Raw genomic sequence first — 19,001 nt, 5'->3', positions numbered from 1 at the left:
ATCCTTAACTTCTATTCAATGGGTGGATGCGCTGCGCGGATCCACCGGGGTCCGATTCAGTCAATAGTTTCCTTGGCAATGATGCTCGCTTCCTGCGCGGCCTTGGCATCGGCCTTTTCGCGGATCAGCTTTTCCAGATCATCCACCAGATTGTCATTCTTGAATTTGCGGTCGGGCTGGCCGTCCACGTAAATGGCGTGGCTGGGCGTGCCGCCAGCAAGGCCGATATCCGCCTCTTTTGCCTCACCCGGGCCGTTGACGATACAACCAATCACCGCCACGTCCAGCGGCGTGGTGATGTCTTCCAGGCGGGTCTCCAGTTCGTTCATGGTTTTCACCACGTCGAAGTTCTGGCGCGAGCAGCTGGGGCAGGCGATAAAGTTGATACCCTTGGTGCGCAGACGCAGGCTCTTGAGCAGATCCCAGCCGACTTTCACTTCTTCCACCGGGTCAGCCGCAAGGGAGACCCGCAGGGTATCGCCGATACCGTCCAGCAGCAGCGCACCGAGACCGATGGCAGACTTCACGGTACCGGCGCGCAGGCCGCCGGCTTCGGTGATGCCCAGGTGCAGGGGCTGCTCAATCTGGGTCGCCAACTTGCGGTAGGCGGCGGTGGCCATAAAGATGTCCGACGCCTTTACGCTCACTTTGAAGTCCTGGAAATTCAGGCTGTCCAGAATATCCACGTGACGCAGGGCGGATTCCACCAGTGCATCCGGGGTGGGCTCGCCGTACTTTTTCTGCAGGTCTTTTTCCAGGGAACCCGCATTTACGCCAATACGGATCGGGATATTCAGGTCCCGCGCTTTGTCCACCACCGCGCGAATACGCTTCTCGCGGCCGATATTGCCGGGGTTAATCCGCAGGCAATCCACACCCAGGTCCGCCACACGCAGGGCGATGCGGTAGTCGAAGTGGATGTCTGCTACCAGCGGCACATTGACCTGTTTTTTGATCTCGCCGAAGGCTTCTGCGGCCTCCATGGAGGGCACTGATACCCGCACGATATCCGCCCCCGCTTTCTCCAGGCGCTGGATCTGGTCCACGGTGGCGGCCACATCGCAGGTCTCGGTGTTGGTCATGCTCTGAACGGAGATGGGCGCACCACCGCCGACCGGCACATTGCCCACCATTATCTGGCGTGACACGCGGCGAACTATGGGTGACTCGAACTGCATAACAGAACCTGCGTTGGCTTTAAGCGGGTATGGGTGACGGTAAAAAAACGGGGAGATTATAGATAGATTGGGCGCAAACCTACAGGGTTTGCGCCCTTTCCGGGGGATTAGACGACCGGGGGAACGAAATCAGCCGCCCACGGTGAGCTTGCGGGTCCGGCGATTGCCCAACGGGGCGCTGTCCACGACCTCACCGGCATAGCTGACGGTGGTGGCGGCGGCATTACCCAGCATCAGGCTGAACGGGGCCTGACCATTGAGCTCTACGGTAGAGCCGGCGGGCTGCAACCGGGCGATCAGCTTGTTGCCAGTGGCATCAGTGACTTCTACCCAGGACTCCTCAGCGAATGACAGCGCCAAAGCGACACCGGATGCGGCCATCGGAGCCTCGGGCTCCACTTGCTGCTCTGAGGCAACCTCAACTGGCTCCCGCACCGACTCCTGTACAGATTCCTCTGCCGTTTCAGCGGTCTCGATAACTGGCTGGCTAGCCAGTTCGCTAGCTGGCTCCACGACCGCTTCGGGCTCGGATTCTTCAGCTTCCACACTAGCAATCGCAACATCCGCCAGCTGCACATCCGTTTCCGGCTCGAAATCTTCGGCCATTTCAGCAACCGATGCTTCCGGAGACGACACGGAATAGGCTTGTGCAGGTTCAGGGTCGCTCTCCAGGCCCGATTCGCCCTGCAGATCCGAATCGCTCTCAAGATCAGAAGCCGTTGTAGCCCCGACCCTCACCTCGGGCACATCCGCCACCTGAGCCTGCGGTACCGCCGGCTCTCCCTGCTGCCCCATCCACCAGTAGCCAGCCACGGCGGCCACCGCAACAAGAAGCAGCAACGGGCTGAATGCCGAGCTGCCACCAGCGGTATTACTACCGGACATGACAGGACCTTTTGGAACCTGTGCAGCGCGCGGCGCTTCCGCCGGCGCCTGCTTGGCGTAAGCGGCCAGGACCTGAGCCTCATCGGCGCCGAGCTCTTTACAGATATTGCGGATATACCCGCGCACGTAAGTAGCACCGGGGAAACTGTCAAACCCGTCCCGCTCAAGCGCTTCGAGTTTGGAGGGCGTCATACACAGGCGACGGGCAAGTTCGTCACTGGTCAGGCCCGCGCGTTCCCGGGCCTCGCTCAGTAACGCCCCCACGGATGCGGCGACCTGCGCCTCCGCTGCCAAAACTTCTGCCTGATCGAAATTTAGGTTACTGCTGCTCATTTTCGGCCATCATCTGTTGGTACTTCAGCGTTTCTGCTGAATAGGGAAAGAGGTTTTTCAGCGCAAGGGCATAACTCCTTTCCTTGTCCCGATTGCCAAAGATTTTCTCGATGCGAACCCCCAACCATAGGGATTGCGGCACTTGCCGGTTTCTATCGCTATAGCGGTCCAGGTAGTGTTTCGCCTGGGTGTAGTCCTGCTTCTCAAACTTGAGCTCCGCCAACTCTAACAGTGCGACCGGCAAATCTGCACTGAGTGCCAGCGCCTTTTTGAAAGCGCGTTCGGCGCCCTCCAGCTCGTGCAATCTCAGCTCTGCACGGCCGAGGTTTGCCAGGGCATAAGAGCGGCGGTTATAGGAAAGATCCTCAGAAGCCACAAGAAACTGCTCTTTGGCCTCCTGATAACGTTCCTGCTGGTACAGGAAAACCCCATAGTTCACCCGCGCCATGGAAAAGTCGCGGTCATAACGCAGGGCTTTTTTGAAATGGGATTCAGCCACCTGCAACTCGCCATCAACCTGATACAGCAGCGCGAGACCGTGATGAGCCTGAGGGTCTTTCTTGCCCAGCTTCAACGCTTCCTGGAAGTGATGGCGAGCCATCTCGCGGTTGTCACTGCCACTTTGCAAGTAGCGTAAGCCGAGCTGCACATGGGTTTCACGCGCCTTGTCGAGATCGATCTGTTTACCGCCGGGACCTGTGGTTACACAGCCACCCAGAAGCAGGGACAGGAGTAACCCGGCAAGGACTGCCGGATTGAAAATTTTTGCTAACACGAGCCTCACCTTGTTGTTATCGGGTGCGTACTACCTGCGCACGCCGGATCCCTTCGGCGATGCAAGAATTAAGCCTGGCTAACGATCTTCACCGGGCGCTCGGCGTTGCGGTAGCGCTCCGAGCGGCGGGTGCGGTCGTTTACCTGACCGGCCAGCTGACCACAAGCTGCAGCGATATCGTCGCCCCGGGTGGTACGCACGGTTACGGTATAGCCTTTGTCCAACAAAATCTGTTGAAAACGTCGCAATGCGTTGTTGCTGACCCGTTGATAATCGGACAGCTCGAACGGATTGAAGGGTATCAGATTTATCTTTACCGGCACATCACGCAGTAGTTCCGCCAATTGTTCGGCGTGTTCCGGGCGATCATTCACCTCCCGGATCATGGTGTACTCGATAGTCATCTTGCGATGATTGTCCGGCATGTTCTCGATATAACGCTTGGCGCTGTCGAGAAGCATCGCAATGGGGTACTTCTTGTTGATGGGCACCAGCTCGTTGCGCAGCTCATCGTTGGGCGCGTGCAGGGAGATGGCCAGGCTCACATCGGTCACCTGCGCGAGGCGGTCAAGGGCCGGCACCACACCCGAGGTGCTCAGGGTTACCCGGCGCTTGGAGATACCGTAGGCGTTGTCTTCCATCATCAGGTTCATGGAATCGACCACATTGTCGAAATTGAGCAGGGGCTCGCCCATGCCCATCATTACCACGTTGGTCACTTTACGCGGACCATTGGGCTGCAACTGCCCGAAAGACTTACACGCAATCCACACCTGGCCAATGATCTCGGCAGCGGTCAGGTCGCGGTTAAAACCCTGCTTACCCGTCGCACAAAAGCTGCAATCGAGGGAACAGCCTACCTGGGAGGACACACACAGGGTGCCGCGGTCGCCATCGGGGATGTAGACGGTCTCAATCACATTACCGCCGCTGACTTCGATCAGCCATTTGCGGGTGCCATCGGCGGAGTCCATCTGCTTCAGGACTTTGGGGGCGCGAACTTCGGCAATCTCGGCCAGCTTAGCGCGCATGGCCTTGCTGACGTTGGTCATCTGCTCAAAGTCGTCGACGCCGTTCTGGTGGATCCACTTGAGCACCTGCACCGCGCGAAAGCGCTTCTCGCCCAAACCGGCAAAGAACTCGGTGAGCTTGTCTACAGACAGGCCCAGCAGGTTAACTTTTTCAGTCTGTACGGCAGTTTGTACATCAGTCATGGATTCACCTTGCACCGGATTCGATGCGGAAAAGAGTACGTTGCAGGAGCCCGCACGCAGGCTCCTGCAAGAGTGCTTAGTAGCGGACTACTTAGCGCGCGCAGATTTCTTCAGCGGAGAAGAAGTAGCTCACTTCGCGCTCGGCGGAAGCCGCAGAGTCGGAACCGTGTACCGCGTTGGCATCGATGCTGTCAGCGAAGTCTGCACGGATGGTGCCAGCGTCGGCTTCTTTCGGGTTGGTCGCGCCCATCAGGTCGCGGTTGACCAGGATGGCGTTCTCGCCTTCCAGAACCTGTACAACTACCGGACCGGAAGTCATGAATTCAACCAGGTCTTTGAAGAAAGGACGCTCTTTGTGCTCGGCGTAGAAACCTTCGGCTTTTTCCTGAGACAGCTGAACCATCTTCATGGCAACAATGCGCAGGCCCGCTTTCTCGAAGCGGCTCTCGATTTCACCGATAACATTCTTGGCTACGGCGTCCGGCTTGATGATGGACAGGGTACGTTCCACGGCCATGATTTCCTCCATTTCTAGGTTTTTACAAAAAATTGTCTTAAGACAGATACGAAAAAAGCAACTTACGTTGCTCTTCCCTGAATTCTCTCGCCTCGCAAACTGTCGATTTAATAACCAACCAGGTTCGCGGAGCGCGGATTATACGCGCTGTGCGATGAAGTTTGTACTATTCGTTTTCTTCTATCCACGCCGCCTGAATCGCTTCAAGGATCTTCTCCCCACAGCGGTCAGGATCGTCGTCAAAGCCCGGCAAATCCATCACCCACTGGCGCAGGTCGACGAAGTTGACCCGCAGCGGGTCTACATCCGGATGAGCGTCACTAAGCTCGATGGCAATATCGTGAATATCCGTCCATTTCATCTTTATGCCCTCTTCTCTGTGGCTGCTTAAGCCGCCCGGTAATCCACTCAGTGGCGCTCGGAAACCTGGTTGATGGTGTACTTGGGAATCTCGACCACCAGGTCTTCATCTTCCACGATTGCCTGACAGGATAGGCGGGATTCGGGCTCCAGGCCCCAAGCCTTGTCCAGCAAATCTTCTTCCAGCTCATCCGGCTCTCCCAGGGAGTCGAAACCTTCACGCACGATGACATGACAAGTGGTGCAGGCGCAGGACTTCTCGCACGCGTGCTCTATCTCAACCCCGTTCTGCAGCGCCGCATCGCAGACACTGACGCCGGGCTCCACCTCAATGACCTTGCCTTCCGGGCACAGCTCTTCGTGGGGCAGGAAAACTATTTTCGGCATACTCTCAACTCTCTGTATTGACTGCCCCTCGGGGCATGTCGAATGGCCCCTCAGGGCTTGTCGAATGGCCCCTCAGGGCTTGTCGAATTCATCCAGGCTGTGGCCCTGCATGGCGCGCTTGATGGACTTGTCCATGCGGCGCGCGGCAAAGGGCTCGGACAGCGCATTCAGCTCTTCGATGCGGCTGCGAATCTCTTCTGCGGTGCCGCCATTGTGGGCCAGACGCAGGGCCTGCATGGCGCGCTCCAGCTGGTCCAGCTCATTCTCGTCCAGCAACTCGGCGCCATTTTCCTGCAACGCCACCAGCATTGCCTCCAGGGTGCGCTCGGCTTCTACCTGAGCCTCGCGCAGGGCGCGGGCAGCAATGTCTTCTTCCGCCTTGGCGTAGGAGTCCTGCAGCATGCGGGTAATATCGGAATCCCCCAAACCATAGGAAGGCTTGACGGTGATCTCCGCCTGAACCCCGCTGCTCTTCTCCATCGCGGTTACCGACAGCAGACCATCGGCGTCCACCTGGAAGGTCACACGGATATGCGCCGCGCCTGCCACCATGGGCGGGATACCGCGCAACTCAAACCGGGCCAGGGAACGACAATCCTGCACAAGCTCGCGCTCGCCCTGTACCACATGAATCGCCATCGCGGTCTGGCCATCCTTGAACGTGGTGAATTCCTGGGCCTTGGCCACAGGGATAGTGGTGTTGCGGTGAATCAGCTTCTCGGTGAGGCCACCCATGGTCTCAATACCCAGAGACAGCGGAATCACATCCAACAGCAGCAGGTCTTCACGGGACTTGTTACCCACCAGCACATCGGCCTGCAGAGCCGCGCCGATGGCAACAACCTGATCCGGGTCGATATCCGCGTGGGGGTCACGACCAAAAAATTCCTGCACTTTCTCGCGCACACGCAGGGTACGGGTGGAGCCTCCGACCAGTACCACCTCTGCGACCTCTTCCGCAGACAGGCCCGCGTCACGCAGGGCGCGCTTGCAAGCGCGCAGAGTCTTGGCAATCAGGGGGTCCAGCAGCTCGGCAAGTTTGTCCCGATTCAGCTCCGCAGACCAGCTGCCATAGCTAACCGGCACTGCGGATTCACTGGCGAGCGCCTCTTTGGCGGCACAGGCGGTGTTGAGCAGTTTGCGCTGGGTTGCGGCATCGTGGTCGGTGCCGAGCCCCGCCTCCGCAGCGATCCACTCCGCTACCGCGCGGTCGAAGTCATCGCCCCCGAGGGCGCTGTCACCGCCGGTGGAGAGCACCTCGAATACGCCTTTGGACAGGCGCAGAATTGAGATATCAAAAGTACCACCGCCAAGGTCGTAAACGGCGATGGTCTTGTCGGCTACATCCCCCCCCTGCTCCGGCTTATCCAGCCCGTAGGCAACGGCCGCGGCAGTGGGCTCATTCAGCAGGCGCAGTACTTTCAGGCCCGCCAGCTTGGCGGCGTCCTTGGTCGCCTGACGCTGGGCTTCATCAAAATAGGCGGGCACGGTAATGACCGCGCCATCCAACGGGCCGCCGAGGGAGTCGGCGCCGCGCTTGGCCAGCGCTTTCAGGATTTCGGCGGAAACCTGTACGGGGTTTACCGCACCACTCACGGTTTCGATCACCGGCATACCAGCACCACTCTCCGAAGACTGGTCGGCGAAATGGTATGGGAGCTGGTCACCAAAATTTTTGATATCCGCCAGGCCGCGCCCCATAAAACGCTTGATGGAAATCAGGGTGTTGTAGGGGTCATCGCCAGCAGCAGCGCGCGCAGCGTAACCAACCTCGATACCGGCTTCGGTATAGCGCACCGCGGAGGGAAGGATCACACGGCCATCTTCCGCCGGCAGCGACTCTGCAGTGCCGCTACGCACGGTTGCCACCAGTGAGTTAGTGGTACCGAGGTCGATACCCACCGCGCGCTTGCGCGCATGGGGTTCTGGGGTCTGGCCGGGTTCGGAAATCTGCAGTAACGCCATAGTGGTCTTTAAAAATAGTGTTCTGTAAAAGTAGTGACTTAAAAAATAGCGACTTGGAAAATAGTGACTTGAAAAATAGCGGCCCGTAAAAGCCCTGTTCTAACAGTCAGCCCGGATCAGTCCAGCAAGTCTTCTTCAAGCTCTTCAATCTGCCGCTGCAGTTTGGCGAGAAACTGAAGCTTGAGTAGCGCACTCCTGGCATCTTCCAGCGCGCGATTATCCAGCGCCGCGGAGAAAGCGGACTCCTGCGTCTTGAACAGGCTGGAGGCCTCGCTACCAAGATCTTCCAACTCTGATTCCGGGTCGGCGGCAGCGCGCACGTCCTCGAGACGCTCGCGCAGGATCATCTGCTGCATCAGGAACTCGCCATCGGCGGTGGTCTGCTCCGGGTTGATCTCAACCCCGGCCAGCTTCAGCAGGTAGGCAGCGCGGGCGACCGGATCCTTGAGGGTGTTGTTGGCCTCATTGATCTGCGCGGCGTACTGCATGGACAGCATCTGCTCGCGCTCGGATTTTGCTGCAAACCTGTCAGGGTGAAATTCTTGCTGCAACTCGCGGTAGCGCTTGGCCAGCGCCGGGCGATCCACCTGATAGGAAACCGGCAAGCCGAATATTTCAAAATGATTCTGTTGCAGTTCCATGCTTAATCCCATAACAAAAAGGCCGGCATGCACCAGGCATCCGGCCTCCTGCTGCCTGAAAGCTCCGACTTAAACGTGGAAACTCTCGCCGCAGCCGCACTCGTTCTTTACATTCGGGTTTTTAAAGGCAAAGCCTTCATTCAGCCCTTCCTTGACGAAATCCAGTTCGGTGCCGTCGAGGTAAGCGAGACTCTTTGGATCAACAATCAGTTTGACCCCACCCGCTTCAAAAACCGCATCTTCCGCCTCGGCCTCGTCAACAAATTCGAGAACGTAGGCCATCCCGGAGCAGCCAGCGGTTTTCACGCCGACACGAATACCAATGCCCTTACCCCGGCTGGCCAACTGCTTGGCCACGTGGGCTTGGGCCGCTTCGGTCATGGTGATTGCCATCTGCTACTCCTTACCGCTCGCTATCACTGTTCACTAAAACTGAGCCCAGGACTCAGCCAGCCGCTTCTTCGGTTTTCTCTCCGCGCTTTTCGCGGATGTTTTTCACCGCAGCCTTGATCGCATCTTCAGCGAGAACGGAGCAGTGAATCTTCACCGGCGGCAGCGCCAGCTCTTCGGCGATTTCGGTGTTCTTGATTTGCGCCGCTTCGTCCAGGCTCTTGCCTTTTACCCATTCGGTGAGCAGGGAGCTTGAAGCAATCGCGGAACCGCAGCCGTAGGTTTTGAACTTGGCGTCTTCAATGATGCCGCTGTCATTCACCTGAATCTGCAGACGCATCACGTCGCCACAGGCCGGCGCACCGACCATACCGGTACCCACGTTCTCCGCCTTGTCGTCCAGGCGACCGACGTTACGGGGGTGCTCATAGTGGTCAATTACTTTATCGCTATAGGCCATGACTATACCCTCTTAATTCGTTTCCATTGCCGCCTGTCAGCAGCAAATCAGTGTGCTGCCCATTCAATAGTACTGAGATCCACGCCGTCCTTGTACATATCCCAGAGCGGCGACAGTTCGCGCAGTTTCTCTACCGCCTGCCTTACTTCTTTGGCCGCAGTATCCACGTCCTGTTCCGTGGTAAAGCGACCAAAACTGAAGCGCAGGGAACTGTGTGCCAGCTCGTCGTTCACGCCCAATGCGCGCAGTACATAGCTCGGCTCCAGGCTCGCTGACGTACACGCAGAGCCAGAGGAAATTGCCAGATCCTTGAGGGACATAATCAGGCTCTCGCCCTCAACAAAGGCAAAGCTGACATTCAGGTTGCCCGGCACACGCTGCTCTGCGGAGCCATTGATGTGTACCTCTTCCATATCAGAAATCTGGCTCCAGAAGCGCTCGCGCAGAGCGACCAGGCGCTTGGCCTCATCCGCCATCTCTTCTTTGGCGATACGGAAGGCCTCTCCCATACCCACGATCTGGTGGGTTGGCAGGGTGCCGGAGCGCATACCGCGCTCGTGACCGCCACCGTGCATCTGGGCTTCGAGACGCACGCGCGGCTTACGGCGCACATACAGCGCACCGATACCTTTGGGGCCATAAATTTTGTGTGCGGAGAAGGACATCAGGTCCACTTTCATTTCCGCCAGATCGATATCGATCTTGCCGGCGCTCTGCGCAGCATCCACGTGGAAGATCACTTTGCGCTCGCGGCACAGTTCGCCGATTGCGGCGATATCGTTGATCACACCAATCTCGTTATTGACGTGCATCAGGCTCACCAGGATGGTGTCTTCACGCATGGCTTCCGCCACCTGTTCCGGGTAGACGATACCGTCTTCTTTCGGGTTCAGGTAGGTAACTTCAAAGCCCTCACGCTCCAGCTGGCGACAGGTATCGAGCACGGCTTTGTGCTCAATCTTGGAGGTAATGATGTGCTTGCCGCGCCCTTGATAGAAGTGCGCAGCACCCTTGATGGCGAGGTTATCGGACTCGGTGGCACCGCTGGTCCAGACAATTTCACGGGGATCGGCATTGATCAGTTCCGCCACCTGACGGCGGGCGTCTTCCACCGCTTCTTCCGCTTTCCAACCGAACAGGTGAGAGCGGGAGGCCGGGTTGCCGAAGTTGCCTTCCATAGTGAGCTGCTCCGCCATTTTACTGGCGACGCGCGGGTCTACCGGGCAAGTTGCCGAATAATCCAAGTAAATGGGAAGCTTCATAATCTTCTATCTCCAATCGCCGGTATGTCACCGACGCCATACTGCTGCTAATTAAGCTCAAAGTTCCTTTGGCCAAAGCCTTCGCGGCTGACCGGGCGGCGGCACCTTACTGCAAGCCGCCGATAATCGCCACTTTCTGTTCTGCCACGCGATCCAGCGCATCCTCGGCGGCGCGCCCGTCTTGCCGGCGGGCCACTTCCTGCACATCAGCACGTGCGACCATATCGGCCAGGCTGATACCGTTCAGGAAACCGTGAATCTGGCGACTGAGATCTGTCCATAGGTAATGCGTGAGGCACTGCTCACCGGCAGAACAGTCGCTATTGCCGCCACAACTGGTAGCGTCGACAGACTCGTTGACGGCATCAATGATTTCCGCCACACAGATTTCTGCTGTGTCTCGCGCCAAACGATAGCCACCGCCCGGACCACGCACGCTGGACACAAGTCCCGACTGCCGCAGACGGGAGAACAGCTGCTCAAGGTAAGACAGGGAAATGTCCTGACGCTTGGATATATCTGCCAGGCTGATGGGACCGCGTTCGGCGTGCAATGCGAGGTCCAGCATGGCTGTGACCGCATACCGCCCTTTGGTTGTTAAACGCATACGCTCTCCTGACGATATCGACCTTCCACTGAAAGGCCATCCTGTCGCCCGGTTTACGGGCCCTGCAGCCCTGAACCAGCGCCACTGAATTGGGGCGCGAGTATGTAATAACCTACTACTTCAGTCAAGTATATAGCCGAGTATTCAGGTCGGGTATTTGGCGGATGGTTTTGCCCGCCGGTCACCCCGGAGCAATTCCGGGGTTAAACCAGGGATATAACGGGTGAATCGTGACCCGACCACTCAGTCGGGCCGTCCCTTGCCGCCAGCGCGGTGGATATGATTCTGGATCGCGGTCAGCATGCCGCGGAGAATACCCAATTCCATATCGTCAGGACGAACCCGACTGAACAGTCGGCGCAGGCGGGTCATAGTCTGGCGGGGATTGTCCGGATCGATAAACCCGAGCTCGCCAAGTGCCAGCTGCAGATGATCGTAGTAAAGCTCCATATCGCCCGCTTTTGCCGGCGGCCTATCCCAGTCGGAATAGCTGATGGGCTGGCCCTTCTCTGCCTCCAGCGCCGCCATACGCGCCTCATAGACCAGAACCTGCACGGCCGTAGCCAGGTTCAGGGAGCTGTACTCGGGGTTGGCGGGAATGTGCACATGGAAGTTACATGCCTGCAGCTCTTCATTCGTCAGCCCCCGGTCTTCACGACCAAACACCAACGCCACCGGATGCGTCTTGGCTTCGACGACCGCGCGCTGGCCACATTCCCGGGGAGTAAGCAGCGGCCAGGGGATACGTCGCTCGCGGGCGCTGGTGGCGACTACCAGTCCACAGTCGGCTACCGCTTCTTCGAGCGTCTCCACCACGACTGCGCTGTCGAGTAGCTCTGCAGCCCCAGCGGCGCGCCATACCGCATTGGCAGCCGGAAACTCCCGCGGCTGCACCAGGTAGAGCTGGCTCAACCCCATGTTCTTGAGCGCGCGGGCCGCGCCTCCGATATTGCCCGGATGGGCACTGTTCACCAGTACCACGCGGATGTTGTCCAGCGCAGCCAGAGCACTTTTTGATGCCGCTTGAGATGCAGATTCGGAAGGGGAAGTCGCCATAGGGGTGTATCCGGTTGGGGTTGGCCTGTCTGAAAGAGTGACTACAATTGGGCCTGTTACAAATCGGGCGCGGAGTGTAGCAAAATTGCACAGGAATCCCTACAATCGCGCCGCCGGCACGCCCGGCACTGCTTTTTACCAACGATATCCACAACTGACCGCGGAATTCCTATGGAACCCATGCTGAATATTGCCCTGCGCGCGGCGCGCAAGGCCGGTGAACTGATCGAACGCGCCTGGGAGCGCGGCGACCTGATGAAGTTTGAAGAAAAGGGCCGCAACGATTTCGTGACGGAAGTGGACAAGGCCAGTGAGCAGGAGATTATCTATCACCTGCGCAAGGCATACCCCAAGCACAGCATCATCGCCGAGGAAAGCGGCCTGCAGGAAGGCGCTGAGCCGGAATACGAGTGGATCATCGATCCGCTGGACGGCACCACCAACTTTATCCACGGCTGCCCGCACTTTGCCATCTCTATCGCCTGCCGCTACCGCGGCCAGATCGAGCACGCCGTTGTTCTCGACCCGATCAAACGTGAAGAATTCACCGCCAGCCGTGGTCGCGGTGCGGCGCTGAATGGCCGTCGCATTCGGGTTTCCAACCGCCAGGGTATGAATGGCGCACTGATCGGCACCGGCATCCCTTTCAATGGTGAGCCGCTGGATAATATCGACGCCTACCTGGCGGTGATGAAAGAAGTTGCCGGACAGACCGCTGGCATCCGCCGCCCGGGCGCCGCAGCGCTGGACCTCGCCTATGTGGCGGCCGGCCGCTTCGATGGTTTCTGGGAGATGTACCTGAACACCTGGGACGTTGCAGCGGGCTCTCTTCTGGTGAAAGAGGCTGGCGGCCTGATCAGTGATTTCCGCGGCGGCAATAGCTACCTTGAATCCGGCAACCTGGTTTGCGCCACGCCGAAAACCTTCAAGCCGCTACTGCAGATTGTCGGCAAGCATCTGGGAAAAATTCCCCAGTAATCTTTTCCAGATCTCTGCTGCCCCCAACAAAGCCTGAAGCGGTGCGACGCCGCTTCAGGTTTCTGTTTCCAGCGCTCTGCTACCGCCCGCCTCTGCGCACTCTTCACCACTGCCCCGGCGTTTTCTAAACTTGGCGATTACCCGCTCAGGAATGGCCGCCAGCACTTCGCCCAGAGGCTGCGGGCGACCAATATGGTAGCCCTGCAACAGATCGACCCCGATTTCCTGCAGCCGCTCTGCGGTACTCACATCCTCGACAAACTCGGCAATGGTGCGCGCGTTCAAGCGATGGGCCACCTGATTGATCGACTCAACAATCATCAGGTCGACAAAGTTGGACTCCACCTGCCGCACAAAGCTGCCGTCAATTTTGATGTAATCGATCGAGAAGGCCTTGAGATAATTGAATGAACTGAGGCCATTGCCGAAATCATCCAGTGCCACCTTGCAACCCATTTCCCGCAAGGTGGCGACAAACTCACTGGCATTTTCCATCTGATTGATCATGGCCGTTTCGGTAATTTCGATCCCCAAGCGGTTCGATGGTAGCTCTGCATCGTTCAAAAGTTTGATAAATTTTCTCTGGAAATCGCGATCCCCAATCGCTTCCGCAGACAAATTCATGGCAAAGCTCAAGCCACTTGCCACTGCCAGGCTTGCCTTGTTGCATAGAAACTCGTTCATTACCCATTCGTCGATCTGCAACATCAGACCGTAGCGTTCGGCGGCAGGAATAAATGCCCCCGGGAGGATCAGAGTTCCATCTGCATCCACCATCCGCACGAGCAATTCATAGTGACTTGTCTGGTTAACATCTTTGGCGCTTGCAATCGGTTGTGCATGGAGCTGCAACCGGTTTTCATCCAGCGCCTCGCGAATACGCGACGCCATATGAATTTCCCGGTGCTGCTCAGCCGCAGCACTACTGTCTGCCTCATACAGCATCACGACACCGCGCCCGGCATGTTTCGCAGAATAGCAAGCCACGTCGGCCTGGCTCATCAAGTCCGCCACTTGGCTGTTATCGCGACGGATCTCCGTCACCCCCACGCTGGCACCGACATCGAACACACGCCCGGCCCAAGGGAAGCGCAAGGCAATGATTTTTCTTACCAGTTGCTCACAGCGCAGGCGTCCTTGCACCTTATTGCAGTCGCGCAACAAAATGCCGAACTCATCGCCACCGAGGCGGGCTACGCAATCCGTTTCGCGAAGTTGCCCCCTCAGAAAACGGGCCACGTTGCGCAAAAGAGCATCCCCCGCCTGGTGGCCCGCGCTATCATTGATCACCTTGAAGCGATCGAGGTCCATATACGCGAGAGTATGTACCTGTTCGTTATTTCTGACCGAAGCAACAGCCTCCAATAGTTCACGCTTGAAAGCCTCACGATTGGGCAGATGGGTAAGATCATCGTGATGTGCCTTGTAGCGGAGCTGTCGGATCAATTGCCGGGTTTCTGTTACATCCTGGAATACCAGTACCGCACCCAGAACCTGACCACTTCCTGTGCGCAACGGGGAGGCCGAACACTTCACGTCGTAACTGTTGCCACTGCGATTGTGAAGTACAGAACCCTCCACCGAAACAAACGGCATCACGTGATGCAGGCAATCTTTCACAGGACTGCTCACCGGCTTGCCATCGCGGCCGCTCGACAGATGCAATACGCTGTCGATATCCCGCCCCTGCACTTCACTTAATGACCAGCCGGTTATTTGCTCTGCTACTGGATTCATAAAGGTGATGCGCTGGCGCCGATCGGTGGCAATAACCGCGTCCGCAATCGCGTTCAATGTCACCTGCAGGTGCTCTTTTTCCTCCTCCAGTGAACGCGCCATCTCCTTGTTTTCGGTAATGTCGCGGAGAATGCCGATCAGGCGCATCGGCTGCCCTTCCTCACCCGATTCCATAACGTGGGCGGTTTCATGAATCCAACGAACCTCACCAAAGTCCGTCCGCACCCGGTACTGACAATCGATATCCTTTGCCTGGCCATTAAAGTGCGCGAGTTGCGCTCGAAGCAGGGAGTCGCGGTCTTCGTCGTTCACCCGCGCCAACCAGTCGTGACGACTGGCGAGGTTCTCCGCATCGATACCGACGCCACTATTCAGCCATTCGGAATAAAACGTCTTTCCCGTAGCAAGATCCCAGTCGTACACCACCTGTCCGGTAACGGTGAGTGAAAACTTCCAGCGCTCCTCGGCTTTCGCCAGCTGGGTTTCGCTGCGCTTTCGCCAGTCGATGTCCTCTACCTGAACCACAGCATAGAGAGGTTCGTTATTAGCACCGCGGGCCAGGCTGCAAGACCAGTGCCCCCACACTTGCTCTCCGCTTTTGCGTATAAACCGCCACTCCGCGTCCTGCACATAGCCCAATTCAAAATCGAACAGCAGATTCGCACGGCTAGATTTGTCACCCCCAGTTGAAGCTGAGCGGCCCATGTTCTGCTCTTCCACACCAATCACTTCGCGGATATTCAGCCCGCGCAACTCGACTTCCGAGTAACCGATAAAACGGCAAAAGCTCGGGTTCGCCTGAATAATCCTGTTATCGAGAGACACCAACAACATACCAATTCGGGACGACCCCATCGCCACACGAAAGCTGCTCTCCATTTCAACAATTCGCTGGCTGCGCTTGCGCTCCACACTTGTCGTCACAGCCATTACGTACGCGGGGATCATCGCTGTATAAAGTGGAAGTAAATCGAGCGGAGTATCAAGGTCCCGCATATCCTGAGGTAGCCAGCTGCCGCTGCTAACGAAAACCAGAAGCAGCACCATGACCGTGCAGAACACCAGCATCAGAGTCTGTGGTAATTCAAGTCGGGACGCCGCCCAAATCAATGGAAGCGCAACAAAAACAAATGGATGTGAAAGAAACTGGAGTATGACAAAGATGCTGATCAACGAAACCAGTGAAATACTCAAGAAGTGGAGGAGTTGTCGAACTTCCGGCAACCGATTCCACACCTGCAAATTCACCATATGAAGAAACGGCAGGAATACTGCAATACCGACGGTATCTGCCAGATACCAGAGTACAAACACATCACTAAATGGCAGGCTGCGGAGCAGAGAGGCAAACCCCGCACCTACTCCCGCACCAACCAGAGTAGAAAGTAGCGCGCCGAATAAGAGAAATCGCAGCCAGCGCCAAACGCTGCCAAAAAAATCGCCATCCGCACAGAAGAATCGCAACAGCGATGTGGCGACAAATACTTCAGCCATACCGGCCAGAGAGTACATCGCAGATATAAAAAGCGGCAGCCCGCTTAACGCCGATGCGGCCAAATTGCCAATGAAAGAAGCCGGCAGTAACAGCGCCCAACGTGCGACGGGAAACCGGTATAAAACTGCGATTGCCAATGCATCAGCTAGCCAGATGGTCGCGATACCATCGCTGAAAGAGAGAAAATGCTTGCAAAAATAGGCTAGGCAAAAGCTCCCCATCGCCAGCAAAAAGACTGCTGACAGTGGACTGATTGGCGCAGCGCTATGCGCCGCACAATTCTCACCAGTAAATAGGGGAAACTTGCTCCCACCGGGAAAGTGAACGGACATCAACCACTACTTCCTTTTAGGTTGGTATTTATTATTTTGTGCAGCCGACACTATCGGCTGCTTATAAACATCCTGTAAACAACTCTACCGTCAGAGTGACCCGCCACCCTGCGCGATAACGTCATTTTTTAACCCCAGGCAGTAGCGTAACGCTTCTGCCAGCACCGGGAGGTCGTAACTACTAGGGACACAAGCATCGAGACAATCGGTAGATTGGTCGATAATACCCAGCAGAGGAATACTCGCCGTCGCAACATCCCCGCGCACTATGGCTGCAAAGTCTCTTAACGAGATTCCCGGCAATTCAGCGTCAACAATCATGAGATCGGCACTGCCGGTGCGCGCACTGAAAATCCCCTTCATGGCATCACTGACAATCTGTAACTCTACCTGCTGTACCGACGCCAACACCCCTTTCATTCGGTTTGCCCAAGCCGACCTTCCGGTAATATACATTACGCGGCAGGCCGGGAGCATACTCGTGTAATCCGGTCGGGCAGCCATCTGCAACACTTCACTGGGTGCGTCGTTCATCATGAACTCCACCCAGAACACGGAGCCCTGCCCCTCCTCACTGTCAAAACCTATGCGCCCACCCATGGCCTCGGTAAGCTGCCGGGCAATGGCGAGCCCTACGCCGGTGCCCTCAATTTTACCCTGCTCCATACCCAGTCGATTAAAGGGTTCAAAGACTTGCGACTGTTTTCTGGTAGCGATCCCACTACCGGTATCGAGTACGCTGAGGCGCAGCCAACCCTCTGCCTGGGGCGCAAAGGAAATCACTACCCGCCCATTTTCCCGATTGTATTTGATGGCATTGCCCACCAAATTCAGCACCACTTGTTTGAACCGGGTCGGGTCCGCCAGCACGTATGCACGCTCCCAGCCCAGCGGTTCGAAGGTAAGGCTGACCTTGCGGGTTTCTGCCAGAGGCTCCAGTAACTGACGACAATCGGCTACCAGGGGAGCGGGCTGTACCGCCTCAATAGACGGCGCCAGCCGATTACTATCAATACGCGCCAGATCCAGCACGTCGCTCACCAAGTGCAACAGGTGTTGCCCGGCTTTGCGTATCTCTGCCAGGCGCAAACGCTGATCCGGGTTCAGGCTCTGGTCCAGCTCCACCATCTGGCTGTAACCCAGAATGGCATTCAGCGGTGTTCGAAGTTCATGACTCAGGCTGGAGATCAATTCCGTTCTGCTCGAACTTTCCTGCTTAAGCCGCTGCAGCTCTTCATCCTGCTTGAGTTGTTTTTTCTTGACCGCAGTGATGTCCTGCAAAGTGCCCAGCACGCGAATAGGCTGCCCGGCGCTGCTGCGCTGAACGTTACCGCGGCAACGCACCCACACAATCCCCCTTTCCCGATGCCGAAGACGGAATTCGACATCCAACGGCAGCTGCTCGCGGACATTGTCCTCCATTGCCTGTTTTACTTCGGGATAGTCGTCCGCAACCATATGCGTCTTCCAGCGCGCAAGCGCAGCGCGAGCATCTGACTCACTCTGGCCCCGAGAATACCCGAGCATACGCCAGCACGCATCGTCCAGAACAACTTCATCCACGCGCAGATCCCACTCCCACAGGCCATCGCCCACCATATCCATCGCGGAATGGAAGCGTTCACCAGAAAAATAGGAAAGAGACCGGGGAGAGAGGGACTCACTGTAATCGGTACAGCCACCCAGGAAAAAGCGCTCACCAGAGGGTGCGGTAAACGCACGCGCCCACAGACGCAACCACACTGGCTGGCCGTCGCGGGCGTAGGCACGGATAGTCGCGTCGACAAAAGTACCCTGCTGGCAGAGCCGCGAGCGCAGGTTCAGCAGTCCGTCGCGGTCATCGGAGTGCACGAGAGCGAGATCACCACTCCACACACCAGACAGTGCCGCCTCTGGATCGCGGTGCAATTGCAGCCAGAGGTTGCCGGTGGCGCGCTGGGTGCCGCTATCCGGGTGCCATTCCCAAACTCCCCGATTGGCGCTCAATAGCAAGCTGTGCAGATAGCGCACCTGTGTCAGCGCCTGCTGTGGCTTCAGGTCTTCGAGCTCGCCGGGCGTGGCGAGGTTCAGATCCACCGCTTGGGTTTGAGAGAGATCAGAGTTCGACACTATCTTGGCTCTTCACTAGCTTGGCTAGATACTAAATTGGCGTACCTTGGCTTGGCGTACCTGGATTTGGTTTACCCTGGCCTACCCTGGCTAGCCCCATCCCGACGTCACGGCACCAGCACCGCGGCGAACGCCGCAAAATTCCGGATATATTGAGAGCTAGTGAATCACTTATCTGCAGATAAAAAAAGGCCCCGCAATGCGGGGCCCAAAATAGCGATGATGAGAGAAAACGGGAAGTCACGCATTATTTCGTATGCCATAACCCGTGATGGATTCCCGGAGCGTGGACCTCGCGGCCCACGCCTAAGGTATTGCAA

The 19,001-nt window shown here is 57.3% G+C and carries 17 protein-coding genes; 1 reads left to right on the top strand and 16 read right to left on the bottom strand.

The window, feature by feature from the left end:
- Positions 1-56: 56 nt before the first annotated feature.
- From ispG to trmJ, 14 genes are all read right to left on the bottom strand, one after another.
- Positions 57-1,178, bottom strand: coding sequence for a flavodoxin-dependent (E)-4-hydroxy-3-methylbut-2-enyl-diphosphate synthase (gene ispG, locus LC059_RS02710; protein WP_226702286.1), 1,122 nt, complete (start codon positions 1,176-1,178; stop codon positions 57-59).
- A 129-nt stretch (positions 1,179-1,307) separates the two neighbouring features.
- On the bottom strand, positions 1,308-2,396 hold the full coding sequence (locus tag LC059_RS02705; RefSeq protein WP_226702285.1) for a RodZ domain-containing protein: 1,089 nt from the start codon (positions 2,394-2,396) through the stop codon (positions 1,308-1,310).
- A complete protein-coding gene (pilW, locus tag LC059_RS02700) occupies positions 2,383-3,171 on the bottom strand; it encodes a type IV pilus biogenesis/stability protein PilW (protein WP_226702284.1) in 789 nt (262 codons plus the stop codon). The genes LC059_RS02705 and pilW overlap by 14 nt, the downstream gene beginning before the upstream one ends.
- A gap of 68 nt (positions 3,172-3,239) precedes the next feature.
- Complete coding sequence (gene rlmN / locus LC059_RS02695) at positions 3,240-4,385, bottom strand: 23S rRNA (adenine(2503)-C(2))-methyltransferase RlmN (RefSeq protein WP_226702283.1); 1,146 nt, start codon at positions 4,383-4,385, stop codon at positions 3,240-3,242.
- Positions 4,386-4,476: 91 nt separating this feature from the next.
- The gene (ndk, locus tag LC059_RS02690; RefSeq protein ID WP_226702282.1) at positions 4,477-4,902 is read right to left on the bottom strand and encodes a nucleoside-diphosphate kinase; all 426 of its coding nucleotides are present in this window, start codon (positions 4,900-4,902) and stop codon (positions 4,477-4,479) included.
- A gap of 166 nt (positions 4,903-5,068) precedes the next feature.
- Positions 5,069-5,263: a Fe-S cluster assembly protein IscX gene (gene iscX, locus LC059_RS02685; protein ID WP_264189153.1), complete on the bottom strand. Its 195-nt coding sequence runs from the start codon at positions 5,261-5,263 to the stop codon at positions 5,069-5,071.
- Positions 5,264-5,310: 47 nt separating this feature from the next.
- Positions 5,311-5,649 carry an ISC system 2Fe-2S type ferredoxin gene (gene fdx, locus LC059_RS02680; RefSeq protein WP_226702281.1) on the bottom strand — a complete coding sequence of 113 codons (339 nt, stop codon included), beginning with the start codon at positions 5,647-5,649 and terminating at the stop codon, positions 5,311-5,313.
- A gap of 72 nt (positions 5,650-5,721) precedes the next feature.
- Positions 5,722-7,614, bottom strand: a complete 1,893-nt coding sequence (hscA, locus tag LC059_RS02675; protein WP_226702280.1) for a Fe-S protein assembly chaperone HscA — start codon at positions 7,612-7,614, stop codon at positions 5,722-5,724.
- 116 nt (positions 7,615-7,730) lie between these two features.
- A complete protein-coding gene (hscB, locus tag LC059_RS02670; RefSeq protein WP_226702279.1) occupies positions 7,731-8,255 on the bottom strand; it encodes a co-chaperone HscB in 525 nt (174 codons plus the stop codon).
- 69 nt (positions 8,256-8,324) lie between these two features.
- Positions 8,325-8,648, bottom strand: coding sequence for an iron-sulfur cluster assembly protein IscA (iscA, locus tag LC059_RS02665; protein WP_226702278.1), 324 nt, complete (start codon positions 8,646-8,648; stop codon positions 8,325-8,327).
- Between the two features lie 52 nt (positions 8,649-8,700).
- Positions 8,701-9,105 (bottom strand): Fe-S cluster assembly scaffold IscU, encoded by a 405-nt coding sequence (iscU, locus tag LC059_RS02660; protein WP_078084205.1) that lies wholly within the window; start codon positions 9,103-9,105, stop codon positions 8,701-8,703.
- A 47-nt stretch (positions 9,106-9,152) separates the two neighbouring features.
- Positions 9,153-10,367: an IscS subfamily cysteine desulfurase gene (locus LC059_RS02655; protein ID WP_226702277.1), complete on the bottom strand. Its 1,215-nt coding sequence runs from the start codon at positions 10,365-10,367 to the stop codon at positions 9,153-9,155.
- Positions 10,368-10,473: 106 nt separating this feature from the next.
- On the bottom strand, positions 10,474-10,974 hold the full coding sequence (gene iscR / locus LC059_RS02650; protein ID WP_226702276.1) for a Fe-S cluster assembly transcriptional regulator IscR: 501 nt from the start codon (positions 10,972-10,974) through the stop codon (positions 10,474-10,476).
- Positions 10,975-11,217: 243 nt separating this feature from the next.
- Positions 11,218-12,030: a tRNA (cytosine(32)/uridine(32)-2'-O)-methyltransferase TrmJ gene (gene trmJ, locus LC059_RS02645; protein ID WP_226702275.1), complete on the bottom strand. Its 813-nt coding sequence runs from the start codon at positions 12,028-12,030 to the stop codon at positions 11,218-11,220.
- A gap of 171 nt (positions 12,031-12,201) precedes the next feature.
- Here trmJ and LC059_RS02640 point away from each other — a divergent pair, with 171 nt between their 5' ends.
- Complete coding sequence (locus LC059_RS02640; RefSeq protein ID WP_226702274.1) at positions 12,202-13,008, top strand: inositol monophosphatase family protein; 807 nt, start codon at positions 12,202-12,204, stop codon at positions 13,006-13,008.
- Positions 13,009-13,062: 54 nt separating this feature from the next.
- Here the strand turns inward: LC059_RS02640 and LC059_RS02635 are convergent, their stop codons facing one another.
- Complete coding sequence (locus LC059_RS02635) at positions 13,063-16,461, bottom strand: EAL domain-containing protein (protein WP_226703173.1); 3,399 nt, start codon at positions 16,459-16,461, stop codon at positions 13,063-13,065.
- Between the two features lie 201 nt (positions 16,462-16,662).
- Positions 16,663-18,681 carry a sensor histidine kinase gene (locus tag LC059_RS02630; RefSeq protein ID WP_226702273.1) on the bottom strand — a complete coding sequence of 673 codons (2,019 nt, stop codon included), beginning with the start codon at positions 18,679-18,681 and terminating at the stop codon, positions 16,663-16,665.
- Positions 18,682-19,001 lie beyond the last annotated feature (320 nt).

The sequence above is a fragment of the Microbulbifer elongatus genome, from assembly GCF_020524885.1.
GTDB classification, from domain to species: Bacteria; Pseudomonadota; Gammaproteobacteria; order Pseudomonadales; family Cellvibrionaceae; genus Microbulbifer; species Microbulbifer elongatus_A.
This window is presented reverse-complemented; position numbering and strand designations above follow the sequence as displayed.